At 42.2% G+C, this 19,430-nt stretch carries 18 protein-coding genes and 1 tRNA gene; 11 read left to right on the forward strand and 8 right to left on the reverse strand.

Annotated features, from left to right (window positions below):
• The 5 genes from B4C48_RS09560 to B4C48_RS09580 all read right to left on the reverse strand — a co-directional run.
• Positions 1 to 163: enoyl-CoA hydratase-related protein (locus B4C48_RS09560; RefSeq protein WP_291356285.1), on the reverse strand; the 163-nt coding region annotated here is incomplete at its 3' end.
• Between the two features lie 19 nt (positions 164 to 182).
• A complete protein-coding gene (locus tag B4C48_RS09565) occupies positions 183 to 1,310 on the reverse strand; it encodes an acyl-CoA dehydrogenase family protein (RefSeq protein ID WP_291355910.1) in 1,128 nt (375 codons plus the stop codon).
• A gap of 59 nt (positions 1,311 to 1,369) precedes the next feature.
• Positions 1,370 to 3,019 carry an AMP-binding protein gene (locus B4C48_RS09570; protein ID WP_291355912.1) on the reverse strand — a complete coding sequence of 550 codons (1,650 nt, stop codon included), beginning with the start codon at positions 3,017 to 3,019 and terminating at the stop codon, positions 1,370 to 1,372.
• 86 nt (positions 3,020 to 3,105) lie between these two features.
• A complete protein-coding gene (gene mmsB / locus B4C48_RS09575; protein WP_291355914.1) occupies positions 3,106 to 3,996 on the reverse strand; it encodes a 3-hydroxyisobutyrate dehydrogenase in 891 nt (296 codons plus the stop codon).
• A gap of 11 nt (positions 3,997 to 4,007) precedes the next feature.
• Complete coding sequence (locus tag B4C48_RS09580) at positions 4,008 to 5,537, reverse strand: CoA-acylating methylmalonate-semialdehyde dehydrogenase (protein ID WP_291355916.1); 1,530 nt, start codon at positions 5,535 to 5,537, stop codon at positions 4,008 to 4,010.
• 177 nt (positions 5,538 to 5,714) lie between these two features.
• On the opposite strand from B4C48_RS09580, the gene B4C48_RS09585 reads away from it, so the two are divergent.
• From B4C48_RS09585 to xseB, 4 genes are all read left to right on the forward strand, one after another.
• Positions 5,715 to 6,599, forward strand: a complete 885-nt coding sequence (locus B4C48_RS09585; protein ID WP_005251776.1) for a LysR family transcriptional regulator — start codon at positions 5,715 to 5,717, stop codon at positions 6,597 to 6,599.
• 168 nt (positions 6,600 to 6,767) lie between these two features.
• Positions 6,768 to 7,463, forward strand: a complete 696-nt coding sequence (locus tag B4C48_RS09590; protein WP_291355919.1) for a type 1 glutamine amidotransferase domain-containing protein — start codon at positions 6,768 to 6,770, stop codon at positions 7,461 to 7,463.
• Positions 7,464 to 8,413: 950 nt separating this feature from the next.
• Positions 8,414 to 9,676: an exodeoxyribonuclease VII large subunit gene (xseA, locus tag B4C48_RS09595; protein WP_291355921.1), complete on the forward strand. Its 1,263-nt coding sequence runs from the start codon at positions 8,414 to 8,416 to the stop codon at positions 9,674 to 9,676.
• Positions 9,669 to 9,863, forward strand: coding sequence for an exodeoxyribonuclease VII small subunit (gene xseB / locus B4C48_RS09600; protein WP_291355922.1), 195 nt, complete (start codon positions 9,669 to 9,671; stop codon positions 9,861 to 9,863). Before xseA ends, xseB begins: the two co-directional genes overlap by 8 nt.
• Positions 9,864 to 10,303: 440 nt before the next feature.
• On the opposite strand, the gene B4C48_RS09605 is transcribed toward xseB, so the two are convergent.
• Positions 10,304 to 10,380, reverse strand: a tRNA-Ile gene (locus B4C48_RS09605).
• A 934-nt stretch (positions 10,381 to 11,314) separates the two neighbouring features.
• Between B4C48_RS09605 and B4C48_RS09610 the strand changes: the two genes are divergently transcribed.
• Together B4C48_RS09610 and B4C48_RS09615 are read left to right on the forward strand one after the other, a co-directional pair.
• Entirely contained in the window at positions 11,315 to 11,896 is a 582-nt protein-coding gene (locus tag B4C48_RS09610) for a 1-acyl-sn-glycerol-3-phosphate acyltransferase (protein WP_291355924.1), read from the forward strand.
• A 113-nt stretch (positions 11,897 to 12,009) separates the two neighbouring features.
• Positions 12,010 to 12,759, forward strand: coding sequence for a YebC/PmpR family DNA-binding transcriptional regulator (locus B4C48_RS09615; protein WP_291355926.1), 750 nt, complete (start codon positions 12,010 to 12,012; stop codon positions 12,757 to 12,759).
• 119 nt (positions 12,760 to 12,878) lie between these two features.
• On the opposite strand, the gene B4C48_RS09620 is transcribed toward B4C48_RS09615, so the two are convergent.
• On the reverse strand, positions 12,879 to 13,349 hold the full coding sequence (locus B4C48_RS09620) for an Lrp/AsnC family transcriptional regulator (protein ID WP_086175902.1): 471 nt from the start codon (positions 13,347 to 13,349) through the stop codon (positions 12,879 to 12,881).
• Between the two features lie 383 nt (positions 13,350 to 13,732).
• Between B4C48_RS09620 and B4C48_RS09625 the strand changes: the two genes are divergently transcribed.
• Together B4C48_RS09625 and B4C48_RS09630 are read left to right on the forward strand one after the other, a co-directional pair.
• Positions 13,733 to 14,005, forward strand: a complete 273-nt coding sequence (locus tag B4C48_RS09625) for a hypothetical protein (RefSeq protein ID WP_291355929.1) — start codon at positions 13,733 to 13,735, stop codon at positions 14,003 to 14,005.
• A 66-nt stretch (positions 14,006 to 14,071) separates the two neighbouring features.
• Positions 14,072 to 14,341: a hypothetical protein gene (locus tag B4C48_RS09630; RefSeq protein WP_291355931.1), complete on the forward strand. Its 270-nt coding sequence runs from the start codon at positions 14,072 to 14,074 to the stop codon at positions 14,339 to 14,341.
• Positions 14,342 to 14,411: 70 nt separating this feature from the next.
• Here the strand turns inward: B4C48_RS09630 and B4C48_RS09635 are convergent, their stop codons facing one another.
• Positions 14,412 to 15,176 (reverse strand): glutathione S-transferase family protein, encoded by a 765-nt coding sequence (locus tag B4C48_RS09635; RefSeq protein WP_291355933.1) that lies wholly within the window; start codon positions 15,174 to 15,176, stop codon positions 14,412 to 14,414.
• Between the two features lie 379 nt (positions 15,177 to 15,555).
• Between B4C48_RS09635 and B4C48_RS09640 the strand changes: the two genes are divergently transcribed.
• Genes B4C48_RS09640 through B4C48_RS09650 form a run of 3 tightly spaced genes read left to right on the forward strand, consistent with a single transcriptional unit; the run spans position 15,556 to position 19,417 of the window.
• Complete coding sequence (locus B4C48_RS09640; RefSeq protein ID WP_291355935.1) at positions 15,556 to 16,758, forward strand: SfnB family sulfur acquisition oxidoreductase; 1,203 nt, start codon at positions 15,556 to 15,558, stop codon at positions 16,756 to 16,758.
• An 11-nt stretch (positions 16,759 to 16,769) separates the two neighbouring features.
• Entirely contained in the window at positions 16,770 to 17,993 is a 1,224-nt protein-coding gene (locus B4C48_RS09645) for an SfnB family sulfur acquisition oxidoreductase (RefSeq protein ID WP_291355938.1), read from the forward strand.
• On the forward strand, positions 17,993 to 19,417 hold the full coding sequence (locus B4C48_RS09650; protein ID WP_291355940.1) for an LLM class flavin-dependent oxidoreductase: 1,425 nt from the start codon (positions 17,993 to 17,995) through the stop codon (positions 19,415 to 19,417). The genes B4C48_RS09645 and B4C48_RS09650 overlap by 1 nt, the downstream gene beginning before the upstream one ends.
• Positions 19,418 to 19,430 lie beyond the last annotated feature (13 nt).

Here is a 19,430-nt window from a genome sequence, read left to right on the forward strand (position 1 = left end):
TAATCACAATACAGCCAATTGCCGGATCTTTTTCCAGCTGATCCAGTGCCTGATTGACTTCAACAATCAGCTGGTTATTCAGTGCATTTAACGCTTGCGGGCGGTTTAAGGTAATCAGTCCGACACCGTTGCGTTGTTCTAATAAAATCGTTTGCCATTGCATGAGATAAATCCTTTTAAAATTAGAGGCTGCGTGCAATCACCAGGTGCTGAATATCGCTGGTGCCTTCATAAATCTGACAAATCCGCGCATCCCGATAAATCCGCTCAATCGGAAAATCTTTGAGATAACCATAGCCGCCAAAAATCTGCAGTGCTTTGGAACAGACACGTTCTGCCATTTCCGAAGCAAATAGCTTGGCCATGGAAGCTTCAGTTAAACAGGCTTCACCGGCTTCTTTTTTGCGTGCTGCAAAATGCACCAGTTGCCGTGCCGCTTCAATTTCGGTGGCCATGCTGGCAAGCCTGAAAGAAATCGCCTGCTGTTCAAAAATTGGTTTGCCAAAAGCCACGCGGTCGTGTGCATATTTGGTGGCTTCTTCTAAAGCTGCACGTGCCAGACCCACTGCCTGTGCAGCAATACCGATTCGTCCACCTTCCAGATTGGCCAAGGCAATTTTCAGACCTTCGCCTTCGGCACCGAGTCTTAAACTTTCATGAATGCGGACATCGGTTAAGGCAATCTGACAGGTATCCGAAGCATGCAGGCCGAGTTTTTCTTCCACCCGAATCACTTCATAGCCAGGTGTGTCGCGCGGTACTAAAAATGCACTCATGCCTTTTTTGCCCGCAGCTGGATCAGTCACGGCAAAGACAATAATCATCCCGGCATTGTGGCCTGAAGTAATAAACTGTTTGGCGCCATTCAGAATGTAATAATCGCCATCCTTGACCGCCCGGGTTTTAATCGCGGCAGCATCCGATCCGGTATGCGGTTCGGTTAAGGCAAAGGCCCCAATCATTTCACCTTGGGCCAAAGGCTTTAAAAATTGCTGCTTTTGCTGGTCTGTGCCGAACTTGAAAATCGGTACACAACCCACCGAGTTATGTACGCTCATGATGGCTGAAGTCGCACCATCGGCTGCAGCGACTTCTTCTAAGGCCAGAACATAAGCCAGTGCACCTGTACCGGAACCGCCCCATTCCTCGGGAATCAGCATGCCTAAAAAACCAAGCTCTCCCATTTGGGCCAAGGCCTGTTTAGGAAAAATGCCTTTTTGATCCCACTCGCCGGCAAAGGGTTTAATCTGTTCCTGAGCAAAGCTTTTGGCCATATCCTGAATTAGTTTTTGCTCTTCCGTTAGTTGCATCGATGCTTCCTTCAATCTCTTTATTTGGTCTTCTTATTCAATCTGCTAGCTTTATTGGGTTATGCAGTTTTGGATTGCTGCTTGTTGATTTCCTGATTCCGGAGTAAAAAGCGTTGAATTTTACCGCTTGGGGTTTTCGGCAATTCGGTCACAAATTCAATCAGACGCGGATAGGCATGCGCAGATAAACGCTTTTTCACAAATTGACCGAGTTCTTCTTCCAGATGGGGCGAAGCTGCAAAATTATTCGCCAGAATCACAAAGGCTTTAATCACTTCGGTACGCTCGGGATCAGGTACACCAATCACCGCTGCTTCAATCACGGCATCATGTTCCAGCAAGGCACTTTCCACATCAAATGGACCCACCCGATAGCCTGACGTTGTAATGACATCATCACTACGCCCGACAAAGCTCATACTGCCATCGGCATGAATTTCTGCGGTATCCCCAGTTAAGTAATACTGCCCGACAAATGGAGATTTACGGCTTTCTTCATAGCCAGAGAACCACATCATCGGCGATTGGCTAATATCCACTGCCAGGATGCCCGGGACGTCAGCCGCTAATTCATGCCCCTGTTCATCGACAACGGCAATCCGGTAACCCGGGCTGGCAAAGCCTGCCGAACCTGAACGGACCGGATGTTCCAAGGCATGATGATTACACACCACCATCCCGACTTCAGTCTGGCCATAATGGTCATAAATCGGCACATCCAGCACCTCTTTAAACCAGCGGATCACTTCCGGATTTAACGGTTCTCCCGCACTGCTGACGACACGTAATTTACCGCGCAATTTTGCCATTTGAGCAGGATCTGCTGCCATCAGCATGCGGTAGGCAGTGGGTGCACCGGCAAGATTGGTAATGCCATATTCCTTAACAATTTCGCAGACACTTTCTGCATTAAAACCGCCTTCATAAAATAAGGTCGAGTGTCCAAGCATTAAGGGACCAGTAATCGCGTAATACAAACCGTAGGCCCAGCCGGGATCAGCAATATTCCAGAACGCATCTTCAGGGCTTAGACCGATGGCATTTTGCATATAGCCACCAAAAGCAATCAGTGCTTTCAGCGGAACTTTAAGCGGTTTCGCCGGTCCAGTGGTGCCGGAGGTAAACATCAATAAAAAAGGATCATTGATATCGAGCATTTCCAGCTCACAAGCTTCAGCCTGACGGTTTAATACCGTCCAGAAGCTGAGATCGTGCGGATAACGTTCTGCCTCGCTTTCGGCATGTACCGTCACAATCGGTGCACAGTTGCTGATCTCGGATAATTTCTCCCGATTGGCTAAATCGGTTACTACCAGCTTGCTTTGCGCCAGCTGAATGCGATGCTCGATGGCTTTGGGACCAAAGGCTGTAAATAACGGTTGATAGACCGCACCAATCCGCCAGGTTGCTAAAATGGTAATAATCAGCTCCGGGGTACGCGGTAATAATCCGGAAACGCGGTCGCCTTTACGGATTCCCTGAGATTTTAAAAAGTTGGCAAACTGGCTGGAATATTTTTTCAGCTCGCGAAAGCTATACTGTTCTTTGCGGCCATCTTTGCCATACCAGTACAAGGCAATGGCATCGGAATCGGCATGACGGTCACAGCATTCATAACAGGCATTTACTGCCTGCATTGAACCGGAGAGATACTGACTTGCAACCGTATTTAAATCAAAGTTTTGAACCGTTGTTTGATAATCTAACATGTTAAACCTCAGCCTGAATTTATCGTTATTACTGACAAGGTGTAGTTATTGAAGCGAATCCTTGCTCCATCTGAATCTTTTAAGTTTTAAGCAGGTGGCGTGGTGTATTGATGCATGATGCTGGAGAAGTCCAGATGGGCATCGCCTTCCTGACACAGTTGTTGATAGAGTTTCTGTACCATGCTGCCCAGCACCACCGGCTGATCCACCTGTTGCGCTGCATCCACGGCCAGACCCAAATCCTTCAGCATCAGTTGTGCGGCAAAACCGTCGGTATAACCCCGCGATGACGGCGCATTGGCACAGATATCTGGCCATGGATTATAAATTTCAGAACTCCAGCAACGTCCGGTGGAACTGTTGATCACCCCAGCCAAGGCCTGTGGATCAATGCCCAGTTTGGCCCCGAGTGCCATCCCTTCTGCCACCGCAGTCATGGAAATTCCCAGAATCAGGTTATTACAGATTTTTGCCACCTGTCCTGTTCCCACCGCACCACAATGCACCAGATTTTTACCCATACAGCTGAGAACCGGTTTGACCGCCTCAAAGGTGGCATTATCTGCACCGACCATAAAGGTTAAAGTGCCGTCTTTGGCACCTAAAGTACCGCCGGATACCGGTGCATCACAGACGCGAATCTGCTTGACCTGAGCTGCTGCAGCAACCTCCTGAATGGTTTGCGGATCAATGGTGCTGCTGTCTATACATAAGCTGCCCGCTTGAAGCACCTCCAGAATACCGTGTTCACCAAGATAAACCTCACGTACATGCTTGGCTGCGGGCAACATGCTGACCACGATCTCCGCCTGCTTCGCGGCAGCTTGTGGACTGTCGCAGACGATACCACCCGCTTCTGCAAAATGCTGTAAAGCCACTGCACTTAAGTCATAACCAAAAACCTGATGACCGGACTTCAGCAGATTTTGCGCCATGGAGCCGCCCATGTTGCCTAAACCGATAAATGCAATCTTCATGCTGATGCTCCTTAACGCAGACTGATCGTGGTATTGACACCAGTGGTTTCCTGGTCATCTTCAAACCAGCGGCTGGTAATGGTTTTGGTCTGGGTATAGAACTGCACCGCCTGTTTGCCATAAGGACCGAGATCACCCAGTTTTGAACCGCGTGAACCAGTAAAGCTGAAGAAAGGTACAGGGACAGGAATTGGAATGTTAATGCCCACCTGACCGATATCAATCTGGTTCTGGAAGGTACGTGCCGTATTGCCATTTTGGGTAAAGAGACCAACGCCATTGCCAAATGGATTGGCATTAATTAGCTCAATGGCCTGCTCTAAAGTATCGACATGCATGATCGCCAGTACCGGACCAAACACTTCTTCTTTATAAATGCGCATATCGGTCGTGACCTGATTAAAAATCGTTGGCCCGACAAAATTGCCTTTTTCATAGCCTAGAACCTGTACATCACGGCCATCCAGCAGCAGTTCAGCGCCTTGTTCAACGCCACTGTTAATCAGATCCAGTACGCGTGCTTTGGCACGGGTTGAAATCACTGGTCCAACATCGGTATTTGGCTCGTGTCCGGCATTAACTTTCAAAGTTTTGGTTTTATTGACCAGTTCATCGACCCAGTGCTTGGTATCACCAACCATCACCGCCACAGAAAGTGCCATACAACGTTGACCTGCGGCGCCAAAGGCTGCACCGACCAACGCATTTAAGGTCTGTTCCTTGTTGGCATCAGGCATCACCACGACATGGTTTTTCGCGCCCATCATCGACTGCACACGCTTGCCGTGCTGGCCTGCGAGGTTATAAACATGCGTGCCGACTGCAGTCGAACCCACAAAAGAAATCGCCTTGATGTCACGATGAGTACACAGTAGATCGACCACTTCTTTACCGCCATGGACCACATTCAGTACGCCTGCCGGCACACCTGCCTGAATCGCCAGTTCAACCAGCATCATGGTCGATAGCGGATCCTGTTCAGAAGGTTTTAAAACAAAAGTATTCCCGCAGACAATCGCCATCGGGAACATCCACAGTGGAATCATTGCCGGGAAGTTAAACGGCGTAATCCCTGCACAGACACCTAGTGGTTGCTGCAAGGTATAGGTATCGACACCGCGTGCCACGCCCTCAATATACTCACCCATCTGTAATGAACCGATCGAACAGGCATGCTCGACCACTTCCAGACCGCGCTGGATATCACCTTCGGCATCGGCCAATGTTTTGCCCTGCTCCGCCGTTAATACCTGCGCAATACTTTTTAAATTGGTACGAATCAGATCCTGCAATTTCAGCATAATCCGCATACGGGCTTGAATCGGGGTTTGGCGCCAGCTGGCAAAGGCATTTTGTGCGGCAGCAATGGCGGCATTGACTTCTTCTTCGGTAGCAAATGGCACCTGACCCAAGACTTCCTGAGTTGCAGGATTAACAATATCTTGCCAATGGCTGGTTTTTGATTCGACAAATTCACCATTAATGAGGAGTTTTGCGGTGGTGAATCCGGTACTTTGCTGTGGATGAGAAATGGCGTTCATGGTCGCTCCGTGCTGGGTTGTTATTGTCGTTGTATCTGCCTTTACTGGCTTTTATGTAACGTATAATTTTTACGCTGTTTCAGCAGACTAACAAAGAACACTTTGACCACCAATAGAAATTGGTGCACGATGGTTGTGCAAATATGCACAGGAATTTAACAGGATGTTAAATAAAAAATGAAAGTGGATTGGGATCATTTACGCTTTTTTCTGGTTTTGGCGCGTGCTAAAACGCTCACCAATGCAGCACGCTTGATTGGGGTTGAACACAGTACCGTAGCGCGGCGAATTCAGGCCCTGGAAAGTACTTTAGGTACGCAATTGTTTAAGCGCGAAGCCACCGGTTATGAACTGACCTCGGAAGGTCTGGCACTGGTGCCGCGTGTCGAACAGATGGAGCAGTCCTTTATCCAGATTGACAAGCGCCATGATCCCTTGCAAGGTCGGGTCCGGATTGGTGCACCAGAAGGCTTTGGAACTGCATTTTTAGCGCGGTTACTGGCTGAGTTTTCCCAGCATTATCCCTCCTTAACCATCGATTTAATTCCGGTTCCGAAGACCATTAAATTGTCACATCGTGAAGCCGATATTGTGATCGCGATTGACCGTCCCAAATCTGGTCCCTATATCATTACTCGTTTGTCTAATTACTGTTTAAAGCTATATGGCAGCCAGCATTATTTACAGCAAAATCCGGAAATTAAAAAACTGGAAGACCTCCAGCAGCACCGTTTTGTCGATTATATTGATGATCTGGTCTATAGCACTGCACTTTATTCGCTGGAGCGTCTTCCCTTGCAGGTCAGTGCCTGTTTTCGCAGTAACAGTATTCTGGCGCAGGAGATTGCGGTTCGCGCAGGAGCCGGGCTGGCTATTTTGCCGAAATTTCTGGTCAATGATAAAAGCGAACTCAAAGAGGTTCTGGGCGATCAGGTCAGTTTTACCCACACTTTCTGGATGCTGACCTTGGTCGATCTGCAACATGAACCGAAAATTAAACTGGTCTGGGATTTCTTACGTAAGCAGGCTGATCTTCAGCAAGACTTGTTGATGGGTAGATGAATATTGAACATACTGTTCACTTTGCATAGCTATGTACCTTAGTTAAATCAACTGAAACAACAACGTATCGATACAGCAAATGAACGTATCACAACATTCCCGACGCGCATGCCTTGTTAAATTAACAGTCGATGATTCGCAATGTTTAATGAGATACGGGAAAATAATATGAAAATTCTGATCGTTCTGACTTCACATGACCAACTCGGTGACACGGGTAAAAAAACCGGCTTCTGGCTGGAAGAACTGGCTGCACCTTATTATACGTTTATCGATGCCGGTGCAGAAGTCACATTGACCTCTCCTGCAGGTGGTCAGCCACCATTAGATCCAAAAAGTAATGAGCCGGATGCGCAAACTGAAACTACCAAACGCTTTGAAGCAGATGAAGTGGCCAAGCAGGCTCTTGCCAATACGCATAAACTGAGTGAAGTTCTCAATCAGGATTTTGATGCCGTGTTCTATCCGGGTGGTCATGGGCCATTATGGGATCTGGCCAAAGACCAGAATTCCATTTCTTTAATTGAGCAGACCTTGCAGGCAGATAAACCTGTTGCGCTGGTCTGTCATGCACCCGGTGTCCTGCGTGATGTGAAAGATGCCGAAGGCCGTTCGATTGTAGAAGGCAAGACAGTCACCGGTTTTACTAATACCGAAGAAGACGGCGTAGGTCTAACCGATATTGTGCCATTTTTAGTGGAAGACATGCTGAAAGAAAAAGGTGGGAAATATTCCAAAGCTGAGGACTGGCAGGTGCATGTACAGAAAGATGGTTTACTGATTACCGGGCAGAATCCGGCCTCTTCTGCCGCGACTGCTGAAGCACTATTAAAATCACTCAATAAAGTAGGGAGTAAAGTGTAGAAAGAGCTCTTAACTCAGTAGGTTCTTTTAATTGGGATTCAATAGCTTAATTTAATTTCAATTAGTCTGATTAAGATACTAATATCCGCAAATAAACCCTTAGATTAAATGATTTAATTTAGGGGTTTATGACTTTCATTGCACATACATGAAGAAGTTAAACTCTTCCTAATTTGTGCGAACTTAAGTTGCCACTTGGGTATGAGCTTTGCCTGATTCAGTATGCGCATAAATCGGCAAATTTTATCTACGGTAAGCATCCATTACATTTAATAACTGATATTTATGAATTGAATCTTGAGTGCTGGCAAATATAGCTTAGGCTACATCTCAAATAAGTGTACTTCTATTCATAATATTTGATTCCTCAACGTTTAAATGAGTTTTATCCTCAGTTATGTTTTTGTTTCTGATATATACAAATAGTTTTTTGCAGCACATATTCATTTTATCTATATTAAATAAAAAGCTCATCTTTCGATAAGCTCTTCTATTTAACAAATATTATAAGTGATCTGAATCACTACTCTATTTTGCGAAATCTTTTAATAATGCTTTTCTAACAATTTCATCAAAGTCAGCTTTGGAATACGCAGGTTTGTTCTTTATAACTTTTAGACAATAATTTTTAAATAGGCTTATACCAAGCAAATTCCATAGTTTCATTGCTCACCTCAACTGTTTAATGCTTGAGTATAAAACTAGCATTAGAATTTGTATCCTTCTAATCTTGTTTTGATTATTTTTTGTACTATATGTAAATAAAAGCATTCGAATATAAGTTAAACGGTAAATAAAAATTTCATTACTTAGCGGGCTTTAGATCAAGTTCGTATTTTAACCAACGCTGCATGCGACATATTCCTTGCTAGAAGTTCAATATACCTACATTGCCTCCGATTTTACGGCTGTATACTATTTTTACTCAAGATTTAGGCATTGCTTGCTTTATGTCCGACTTTCAGCTTTCTTTAAGTGAATACTTGTCAATGGTTCAGGAGGTTATCAAAATAACCTTCGATGAGTCGGTATGGGTCAAAGCTGAGATCCGTAATCTGAGTATTAAAGGCGGCCACTATTATTTAGAGCTGGCAGAAAAAGAAGAAAATACAGATAAAGTTATTGCCAGTTGTAAAGCGACAATCTGGAAGTTTTCAGCAGCCAAAATGGTTTTAAAATTCGAACGTGAAAGTGGTATTGAGCTATCTAAGGATCTAAATGTCCTGATTAAAGTTAAAGCTACATTTAATCCACAGTATGGTTTTTCCCTCAATATAGAAGATATTAATTCAAGTTATACCCTGGGTGATATTGCACAGCGCTATCAGCAAATATTAGAACGCTTAACCAAAGAAGGTTTAGCCGATAAAAATAAACTCCTCCCCACTCCGTTCGATATTCAAAACGTTTTGGTGATTGCTCCGGAAAATGCGGCGGGTTTAGGTGACTTCAAGAAAGATGCTGATACTTTAAATAAAGCCGGTGTTTGTCATTTCGTTTATCACACTGCCACCTTTCAGGGAAATACCGCTGCAGTTTCAATTATCAATTCATTGGGCGATGGTTTACGTCAGTGGGCTAAAGACTTTAAAGCCGCACCAGATCTAATTGTAATTATCCGGGGCGGCGGTGCTGTAAATGATCTGGCTTATTTAAATGACTATGATTTAGCGGCCCTGCTCTGCAAACGTACAGTTCCGGTCTGGGTCGGTATTGGCCATGAAAAGGACCGCACCATTTTGGATGAAATCGCTCACCGGTCATTTGACACCCCAAGTAAAGTGATTGGCGGTATTCGCAATGTGATTGTGGAACGGACTCAGAAAGTACTGGAATCACTACAGACGATCAAGCTTTTATCTCAGCATCAAATCACGGCATATCAAAGCCAAAATGATCAATACATCAGAGTAATTAAAACGCTTGCTCATGGCCAAATCAATGAAGCCAGTAAAACCCTGGATTTAATAAAAGACACCTTACAGTACTTAGCGCAGCAGCAAATTAAACTGGCTTCCAAGCAGGTTGAATCATTAATGCGTGAAGTCCTATTACAGAATCCGCGGCATGTTATGGCCAAAGGTTTCGGTATCGTCCGCAGCCAAGGCAAAGCTATTCATTCTATTCAACAGATTTCGGATGACAGTCTTCAGGTAGAATTACAGGATGGCACCATTGAAGCCCACGTGACAAAGGTAATAAGCAATGACTAAAAAAGAATTAACGTTTAAAGAAGGTTATGAAATTCTTCAGAAGAATGCTGAGCTGCTGCAATCACAAGAAGAGCCTGATATTGATAACTTGATGAAAATCGTTGAAGAGTCGATGTCTGCTTACAAAGCCTGTAAATCACGTGTTGATGCAGTGCAGCAGGCTTTGAATGAGACTTTTAAGGAGTAGGTTTAAGCTAAAGACCTGAATAAAACTAACCATGTGATTTCTTGGGATGACTTGTTTAAAAGCTTAGCTAGAAACACTGATGAAAAAAGTACTCCAAACTAAAATTGGAATGGATGGTAACTGAGAAGGTCAACCCTAGCTAATTTTAAGGGCGCAAAAATTAAATACCTCGTGAATGGGATTTCTTCACATGTCTCTATATTTTCTGTTTTTATAAGAATGGCGATCTTTGGCATGATCTCTATTCTGGTAGCTGTGGAGTGCAACTATGTGAAATGATTTTCTTGCATCTAATAGTTAAGGACACATCCTCGCAATGAGGGGTTTTTATTGCCTGTGCTTTTTACACTGCTAATTTTTTTATTGCTTACATAGTACTTATATAGGATTCAGAATTAAAAAAGCACCTAAGAGAATCGCTCTTAAGTGCTTGTTATATATGGTGGGCCCAGACAGACTTGAACTGTCGACCAACGGATTATGAGTCCGCTGCTCTAACCAACTGAGCTATAGGCCCTATATTCTGAAAGCTATATTTATCAATAATTTCAGACGAAAAGCATACTAGCGAAGATTTTTTTAAAAGACAAGCCCTTTCGTTTCTGCCTGCACACTAACTCAACAATCTTGGTTAACTTTTAAACGGCAATTTTTTTTAAAAAACTTCATTCCTCACCTATCTTCAACACCGCGCAAATCGAATCATTCGCTTAATAAAAAAATGCGATCCAAAGAAATTTTAGAAAGAACATTAAAATCAATGATTAAACTACAAAATTGAAGATATACACCTACTTTGACAATCAGAACATTTAACACGCTTAGAGTGCTGCTTTCTCAATTCTTCCAGTAAGAAGGAATAAAAAAGTAAGCTAAAAAATCTATGCTGTAATGAATTGCATTGTTCAGGCCAAAATCATGTGATAAAGATGAATTTCTTATACTTAAAAACTCTTATTTTAATTTTTATTTAGATTTTAAATCAGAATTCTTAAAACCTAAATAATAAAATTATTTAAGCGAGGACTACAGATTAAAACTAAAGACTGCGTTCTTTTTGCTCTTCAATGCGAATTTCGATTAAAGACCATACAACAACGAGCATAAACAAGCAAACCGCTAATAGAAAAGTCGAAACATACATCATTCTTTTCAATCCTCATTAAACAAATGCCGAAAAAGGACAGGTGCTTAAAAAATTTTATCTTCGACAAAAGTCTAATAGGTATTTTTTCATCTGAATAGCCACAATTAAGTCTTATTTTATATTGAATTATATCTTTAAAGTCTTTATCAAGACTGTTTTATATATACAACCAATTAATGGCTGCATTTTTAAAAGCTATGTATAGTGTATTTATTTGATTATTTTTAACGCATCAACACTTGACTATAAATTCGAACAGGCAGAAATTAACCTCCTTTCGTATTGTCAAATATCCCCTACCTCCATGTTAAAAAAATTTATTGGTGAATCTGCATTTAAGCTTGCAGGATGGAACTATCATATTGAACCAGATGTACTTGAAAATAAGCAGGTCATTGTCGGATTTGAACATACTTCCATGATGGATGCAGTGCTTTCACTAGCACTATTCCAGATTTATGATATAAAAATTCATACCCTGATTAAAAAAGAATTATTTAAAGGTCCCATGAAACCTTTATTAGAGGCCATTGGAGGAATTGCTGTCGATCGAAAAGCAAATAAGGATATCGTTTCGCTTATGGTCGAGCATTTTCAGCAGAATGAAAAATTTAATCTGGTGATTGCTCCTGAAGCAACCCGTGCCAAAACAGGTGAAGTCAGAAAACCTATTCGTACAGGTTTTTGGCACATTGCCAAAGCTGCAGGTGTACCTATCGTTTTAATGTATGCCAATTCTCAGACCAAGGAAGGTGGGATTTTAGGGAAAATTTATCCAACAGAAATTAATCACGACCTGGCTTTGTTAAAACAGCTCTATAAAGAAAAGGTAGGACTGGATATTATTATTCCAGAACCTAAAAACATTGTTGAAAATAAAAACTAACCGGCATTTGTTTAAAAACTCAAAACCTAGCCCTTTCTAAGAAAAAAGGGCTTATGGTAGAATTTGACACATTCGATTAGGCATAAAGCCAATCTATAAGGAGCATATTTCGCATGGCGGGTCATTCCAAGTGGGCCAATATCAAACATCGTAAAGCAAAACAAGATGCTAGCCGTGGTAAAGTTTTTACCAAATACATTCGTGAATTAACCACAGCTGCAAAACTCGGCGGCCCAGATGCGGGAAGTAACCCTCGTCTACGTGCTGTTGTCGAAAAAGCATTGTCTGTAAACATGACACGTGATGTGATTAACCGTGCCATCCAACGTGGTGCTGGCGGTGAAGATAATGATGATTTAAAAGAAGTGACCTACGAAGGTTATGGCGTAGGTGGTGTTGCTGTTATTGTTGAAACAATGACTGACAACTTAAACCGTACTGTCCCTGACGTTCGTCACTGTTTCTCAAAAACAGATGGTAACTTGGGTACCAATGGCTCAGTTGCATTCCTGTTCACTAAACGTGGTGAAATCACTTTTGAAGATGTTTCTTTAGAAGACCAGATTATGGATGTGGCTTTAGAAGCAGGTGCAGAAGACATCGAAGTTTCAGAAGATGAAATCGTGGTCATTACCACGCCAGAAGCTTTCGGTGAAGTTCAGGATGCCTTGACCGCTGCCGGTCTTAAATCTGACAATGCTGAAGTTGTGATGAACCCATCAACCAAAGCTGAAATCACAGATATCGACCAAGCGAAAAAAATCATGAAAATGATTGATATGCTTGAAGATCTTGATGATGTTCAAAATGTTTATACTAACGTTGAATTCTCAGATGAAGTATTAGAGCAACTAGAAAACTAATACAGCATACGCAAGCTGAATTTAAAAACGCACCTGATGGTGCGTTTTTTTATGGTTTTTAAAGGATTTTGCATGCACATCACTGCCAGACAAACATAGCAATAAGATAAATACTCAACTCAAACCCGGTTAAGTAAACCACTACAGTTCAACACCTTGTATTCTTTAATCACAAAGCTGGAATGCAATGCTACTACATGCTCAATTTTACCAATCCGCTTTAAAAGAATTTCACTATAATTTTCCATATCTTTAGCCACCACTTCGACAATAAAATCAGCAGATTGTCCAGTAACTAAAAAGGCATTAATGACTTCAGGAATACTTTCCAGTTCCTCTAAAAATTTGGCAAAGGTATCGGTATCATGTTTATTCAAAGAAACTTGCAATAAAACATGCAAGCTAAAACCCAACTTGGCATAGTTAATATCACGCTTTAAATGAGTCATGATATTGGCTTCAATTAAATGCTTGATCCGTCGATGCACAGAACTTACTGAAAGGTTAATGCGCTCTGACAGCTCATTTAAGTTGACATCTTCATGACTCAATATTTCAAGGATCTGTTTATCGAAACGATCTAGTTCCATTTTATACTCTTTTCAATAATCACTAGCTAAGCAAAATATTACAGTTATCTCAGTTATACAATAATTACTTATTTTTCACAAAATTTTAATATCCTGAAAATATTTTCCAAAAGCTTGCTTAGTGATAAAGAATTTTTTGATTGCTACCTAAATTACCACTGGTCATTTAAGTACAAAAAACGACCGATAAATTTTTAATTAAAAATATATTTTTCAATTGGTTAATTTTAAAAATCAGCTTTCTACAGGCTTACTTGTCTGAGTATCCAACCTACGATGAATGCTCATCTTTTAAAACTGTATAGAAATAGATTAAAAGAGAAACGCTCTAATAAAACAAAAAATAGGCATTTTTAAAAATCATTTATACACAAGGAATGGTCATGACTTTTCAACTTTTAAGCTTAATAAAAACTAAAGTAAGTCCTGTCTTAACCGCTGAAACGCAAACTAAAAGCTTATTAAGTGATTTTCTCGGTGAAAGTACATTAGGCACTCTCACCAATCTTATTACTAATCTGACTGGCTCCATCACTCAACCTTCAGTTAGCTCATTATTAAATAACCTTCTCCCTGGCAGTAAACTGAGTACAACAAATCTCAGTAATTTATTAACTCAATTTTCTGGTTCAAATACTTCGAGTTTAAATTTTTAAAACCTGATCAACAGTTTAACTCAATCAAATAGTGGCAGTTTTAGTATTCCTTAAATTATCAATTTATTGAGTGGCCTATTGGGCGGCGACTTTAATCTGGATACGATTACAGATGGACAGCTCATTGGCGACACCCCAACCCCCTTACCTAACCTGTCTGATTTATTCCAAGGCAACAGCAGTTTAGGCAATATCGATTTAAGCAATACTGCTCCGGGTCTTACAGGCTCACTTCCTGAAATTTTGAGTACCAGTACACAACCGAATTACGATGCAACATCGCTACCGACATCCACACCAGGTTTAGAACTCGATCAACCGATCGTCTTTGGTTAAGTCATTTTTGCGTAAAGGCATTTGCTTTGCAAAATACGCGCTTTAGAGCGCATATTTTTATGCATTCCTTTTAAACTCCACGCCAATCGACACGTGCATTACGTTCAGTTTGATATATACGCAGCACATATTGGCCCAAAGGTAATGTCATTAAATGCTCTTTATATTGACGAAATTCTTCAGATAAGGTTTCACCCTGCTCTTTTTCCCAAGGTGTACCCGGAATTTCCAGAATTGGTGCAAGCATCGAACAGACCGCGATATCCGCAAGACCAAGACGTTCTCCGACAAAATAACGCCCATGATTTTCAATCAATCTTTCATTTAAACTTTGGATGATGCTATCCATTTGCAGTTTAGATTCAGCCACCTTGTCTGCATTCAGTTGATAGCCTTTAGAAAGCAAGGCTTTGATAATCGGTTTGGAATATTTTTCAAACTGACGTAAATAACCCTTTTCACCAATTAAGATATCTAAAGATTCTTCACTTTCTGACAAAGTATGAGCAAGTCCCCAACGGCGCACATGTCTACCCAGCTCGGTGGCAAGACTATTGATTTCCAAAGCCAGTTGACGTTGCTGCGGATCGGCACGCAATAAAGAATGCTCGGGATATACCTCATCCAGATATAAGGCAATTTCAGTCGAGTCCGCAATCCAGTGTTCCTGATCACGTAAAATTGGTAAACGGTTTTGTCCTGTTTTTAATTGGGCAAATGCACGATGCACTCCGGGAATCAGATTATGGGCCACATAATCCAGCTCTTTATAGTCGAGCAACCAGCGCGCTTTTTCACAAAAATGAGATAAAGGAAACTGGTATAAAATTCGCATAAAAACTCCGCGTTTATTTTTTTAGTTCTGCCAAGTCAAAACCATCTAATTCAGTCGGATACTTTAGTCACCCTGCCCCGGAATTACAATGCACTTTTTATTCAAAATCGTATGCCTAAAAACTGTATCATCTTCCTTTATTTTTATATGTTTTTTTGTCTTGATTATCTTCAAAGTAGATAACCTGCGCTTGTTAGCCCTGCAAAAAGTTCTCAAAAAAAAATATTTTTTTGATTTTTAAACATTTAACTTATTCAAATTCAATCATAATCTAGCATTTTTTATCTTAAATAAGATTTTTCATAAGCTTTGCACAAGCAATTGCTTAATTTTAAATTCAATTACTTGTAGCGTTTTGATATCGATTTAAGGTGTCATTATGTCTCGTTTAATTTCAGAAAATGTTCATGTAATTGAAAATGATCTTGAAGCCATTCATGCTGCTTATCATGTAGCAGATTTTGCATTGGAAGGTCGCAATGACCGTGATCAACAACGCTTATTGCCTTTTGCAGAAATTGATTTATTCAGCCAGAAAGGCTTAGGTGGTATTCGAATTCCAAAACAATTTGGTGGTCCTTTCGTATCCAATAAAACTTTGGCACATGTCTTTCGTATTATTAATAAAGCCGATTCCAGCGTGGGACAAATTCCGCAAAACCAGATTGCCTTATTGAATATGATCCAGATTATGGGCACGGATCAACAAAAACAGTTTATTTATAGCGAAATTTTAAAAGGTAAGCGTCTGGCCAATGGTGGACCGGAACGTCATACCAAAGACAGTAAAACCTTAAATACGCTGTTAACCCTTAAAGATGGTCATTACTTTGTAGATGGTGAAAAGTTTTATTCCACCGGTAGTAGTTTTGCCCACTGGCTAGCGATCAAAGCCATTCATCCAGAAGGTCATGTGGTTTTAACGATTGTGAATCGTGAAGCTGCCGGTGTTGAAGTTATTGATAACTGGAATGGTTTTGGTCAGCGTACCACTTCAAGTGGCACGGTCAGACTCGAGCATGTTGAAGTTGATCCCCTGCTGATTTTTGATGAACGCCTACTTTCCAGTCAACCCAATTACCGCGGTGCTTATTCACAATTACTACAAGTTGCGATTGATGTCGGCATTGCTGAAGCAGCATTTGCCGATACCGTTACAGCCGTACAGAAAGCACGTCCGATTGTCGATGCACATGTGGAAAAAGCCAGTTTTGAACATTACACCTTGCAGGAAGTCGGCAAATCTTCAGTACTGCTGGATGCTGCCATTTTACTACTCGATGAAGCAGCTGAGTATTTAGATGAACTGGACCAACTCGATGCCGTAACGGATGAACAGGCGGCTAAAGCCTCGATTCTTGTGGCAGAAGCAAAAATCTATGCCAATGATGCGGCACTGCACATTTCTGAAAAGTTACTGGAACTTGGCGGTAGCCGTTCCAGTCTCAGTCAGCACAACCTGGATCAACACTGGCGCAATGCCCGTGTGCATACCCTGCATGATCCAATCCGCTGGAAATTACATGCACTTGGGGATTATTACCTGAATCATAAACTTCCTGCCCGCCACGCCTGGATTTAAGGATACCGCTCATGACTTCATATCAAAATATTATTCCATTCAACGCAGAGCAGCTGGCACACGCGCATATTATTCAGTCTGATGCCGAAGCGCTGGAAATCGCAAGTAATTTAGCTGAACAATTCAAAGCAGGAGCTGTGCAACGCGATGCCGAACGGATTCTGCCTTTTGAAGAAATTGAAGCCTACAGCCAGTCTGGGTTATGGGCCATTACCGTACCCAAGCAATATGGTGGCGCGGAAGTTTCCAGCTATACCGTGGCGCAAGTGATTGCCTTAATGAGTGGTGTCGATGGTTCGATTGGCCAAATTCCGCAAAACCATTTTTATGGACTGGAAATCCTGCGTAATAACGGAACTGAACAACAAAAACAGAAGTTCTATGCCGAAGTTTTAAAAGGTGCCCGCTTTGGCAATGCTCTAGCAGAGTTTAAAACCAAGACTGCGGCTCAACGCCAAACAGCTATCCGAAAAAATGCGGCAGGTTATGTGATTAATGGTGAAAAGTTCTATTGCACCGGCAGTTTATTTGCTCATCGAATTCCAACACTGGTGGTCGATGAACAGGATCAACAGTTTCTGGCTTTTGTGCCACGTCATAGCGAAGGCCTAACTTTAATTGATGACTGGAGCGGGTTTGGGCAACGCACGACCGGAAGTGGCACAGTGAAATTCAACAATGTGCAGATACTGGCTGAAGATGTAGTGCCGTTTGATCCTGCCTACTCCACACCGACCATTTCTGGTCCGTTTGCGCAATTGATGCATGCTTCTATTGAAACCGGAATAGCCCGTGCCGCATTTGAAGAAACCTTAAACCGTGTGCGTCAAGCGCGTCCATGGATTGATTCAGGTGTCGACAAAGCCACTGATGATCCACTGACGCTGTTTGAATTGGGTCGCATTGTTGCCGATGTGCGTGCTTCTGAAGTGTTACTGAAACAGGCAGCGCGTTCTATTGATGCGGCCATACCTGCACCTACAGCAGAAAATATTGCCAAAGCCTCTCTCGATGTTGCCAAAGTTCGTGCGCACAGTACTGAAACAGCCTTAAAAGCATCGTCAAAACTGATTGAACTTGCAGGTAGTCGGGGCAGTCAACGGGAAGATGGTCTGGACCGCTTTTGGCGCAATGCTCGCGTACATACCCTACATGATGCGGCGCGATGGAAATATTATTTCATTGCTAATCATGTGTTAAACGGTATATTGCCACCGCGTCGGGGAACATTGTAATGACAACGACCTCAACACCAAAGACAGCAAAGAAAATCTTGCTCAATGCTTTTGATATGAACTGTGTCGGTCATATCAACCACGGTTTATGGACCCATCCACGGGATGAATCGCATCGTTTTAATGAACTCAGTTACTGGACGGATTTGGCTCAAACTTTGGAACAAGGCCTGTTTGATGGCTTGTTCATTGCCGATATTACCGGGGTTTATGATGTCTATCAAAATGGCATTAACCTGACTTTAAAAGAGTCGATTCAGCTACCGAGCCATGATCCAAGCACCTTGGTTTCAGCGATGGCTGCGGTGACAAAAAATCTAGGTTTTGGCATTACGGTAAATTTAAGTTATGAATCGCCTTATCAGTTTGCCCGCCGTTTTGCCAGTCTTGATCATCTCACTCATGGCCGTATCGGCTGGAATATTGTCACGGGTTACTTAGACAGCGCACAGCGATTAATTGGTGAAAAAGGCTTGAAAGACCACGACCTGCGCTATGAACAGGCCGAAGAATTTTTACAGCTTTGCTATAAGTTCTGGGAAGGTTCCTGGGAAAATGATGCCATTCTAAAAGACAAACAAAATCGTACTTTTACCGATCCTGCCAAAGTGCATTCAGTTCAGCATGATGGTCAGTTTTACCAAAGCCAAGGTGTATTTCAAGTTTCACCATCGATTCAACGCACCCCTGTTTTATTCCAGGCGGGTGCCTCTCCTCGTGGTTTAGCTTTTGCGACTCAACATGCAGAAGGCATGTTCATTGGGGGTGATCAACCCGAGAAAATCAAAAAACAGGTCGATCAAATTCGTCAGCAAGCCACCAATCAAGGACGTGACCCTGAAGCGATTAAAATCTTTGTCGGCATTACCGTGGTGACTGCTGAAACGGATCAATTGGCGCAGCAAAAACTGGATGAATATATTGCCTATGCCAGTCCTGAAGCAGGTTTAGCGCATTTCTCCAGTTCAGTCGGTATGGATTTGTCTAAATTTGCCGATGACGAAGCCATTCCTTACCAAAAAACCAACAGCATTGCTTCGGTGAACAATAAGTTTAAAGAACAGAAAATCACTAAAAATGATTTAAAAGCACAGCATGTTCTCGGTGGACGTTATCCCCTGATTGTTGGCAGTGGTGCTACCGTAGCAGAAAAACTAATTCAATTAATGGATGAAACAGGCATTGATGGATTTAACCTGACCCGCACCGTTGCCCCTGAATCACACCACGATTTTATTCAATGGGTCATTCCTGAATTACAACAACGCGGTCGCTATAAAACCGCATATGAACACGGCAGTTTAAGACACAAACTTTTTCAGCAGGGAGATCAGCTTTCAGCATCTCATCCTGTTCAGCAATTTCGATGTCAAAGCTCCGCCTCAACTTCGAACTCTCACTTAAATCAAAAACAATCCGCATAAATTTTGAGGTGCA

Origin of the sequence: Acinetobacter sp. UBA3106, assembly GCA_002365595.1 — a bacterium.
Lineage (GTDB): Bacteria > Pseudomonadota > Gammaproteobacteria > Pseudomonadales > Moraxellaceae > Acinetobacter.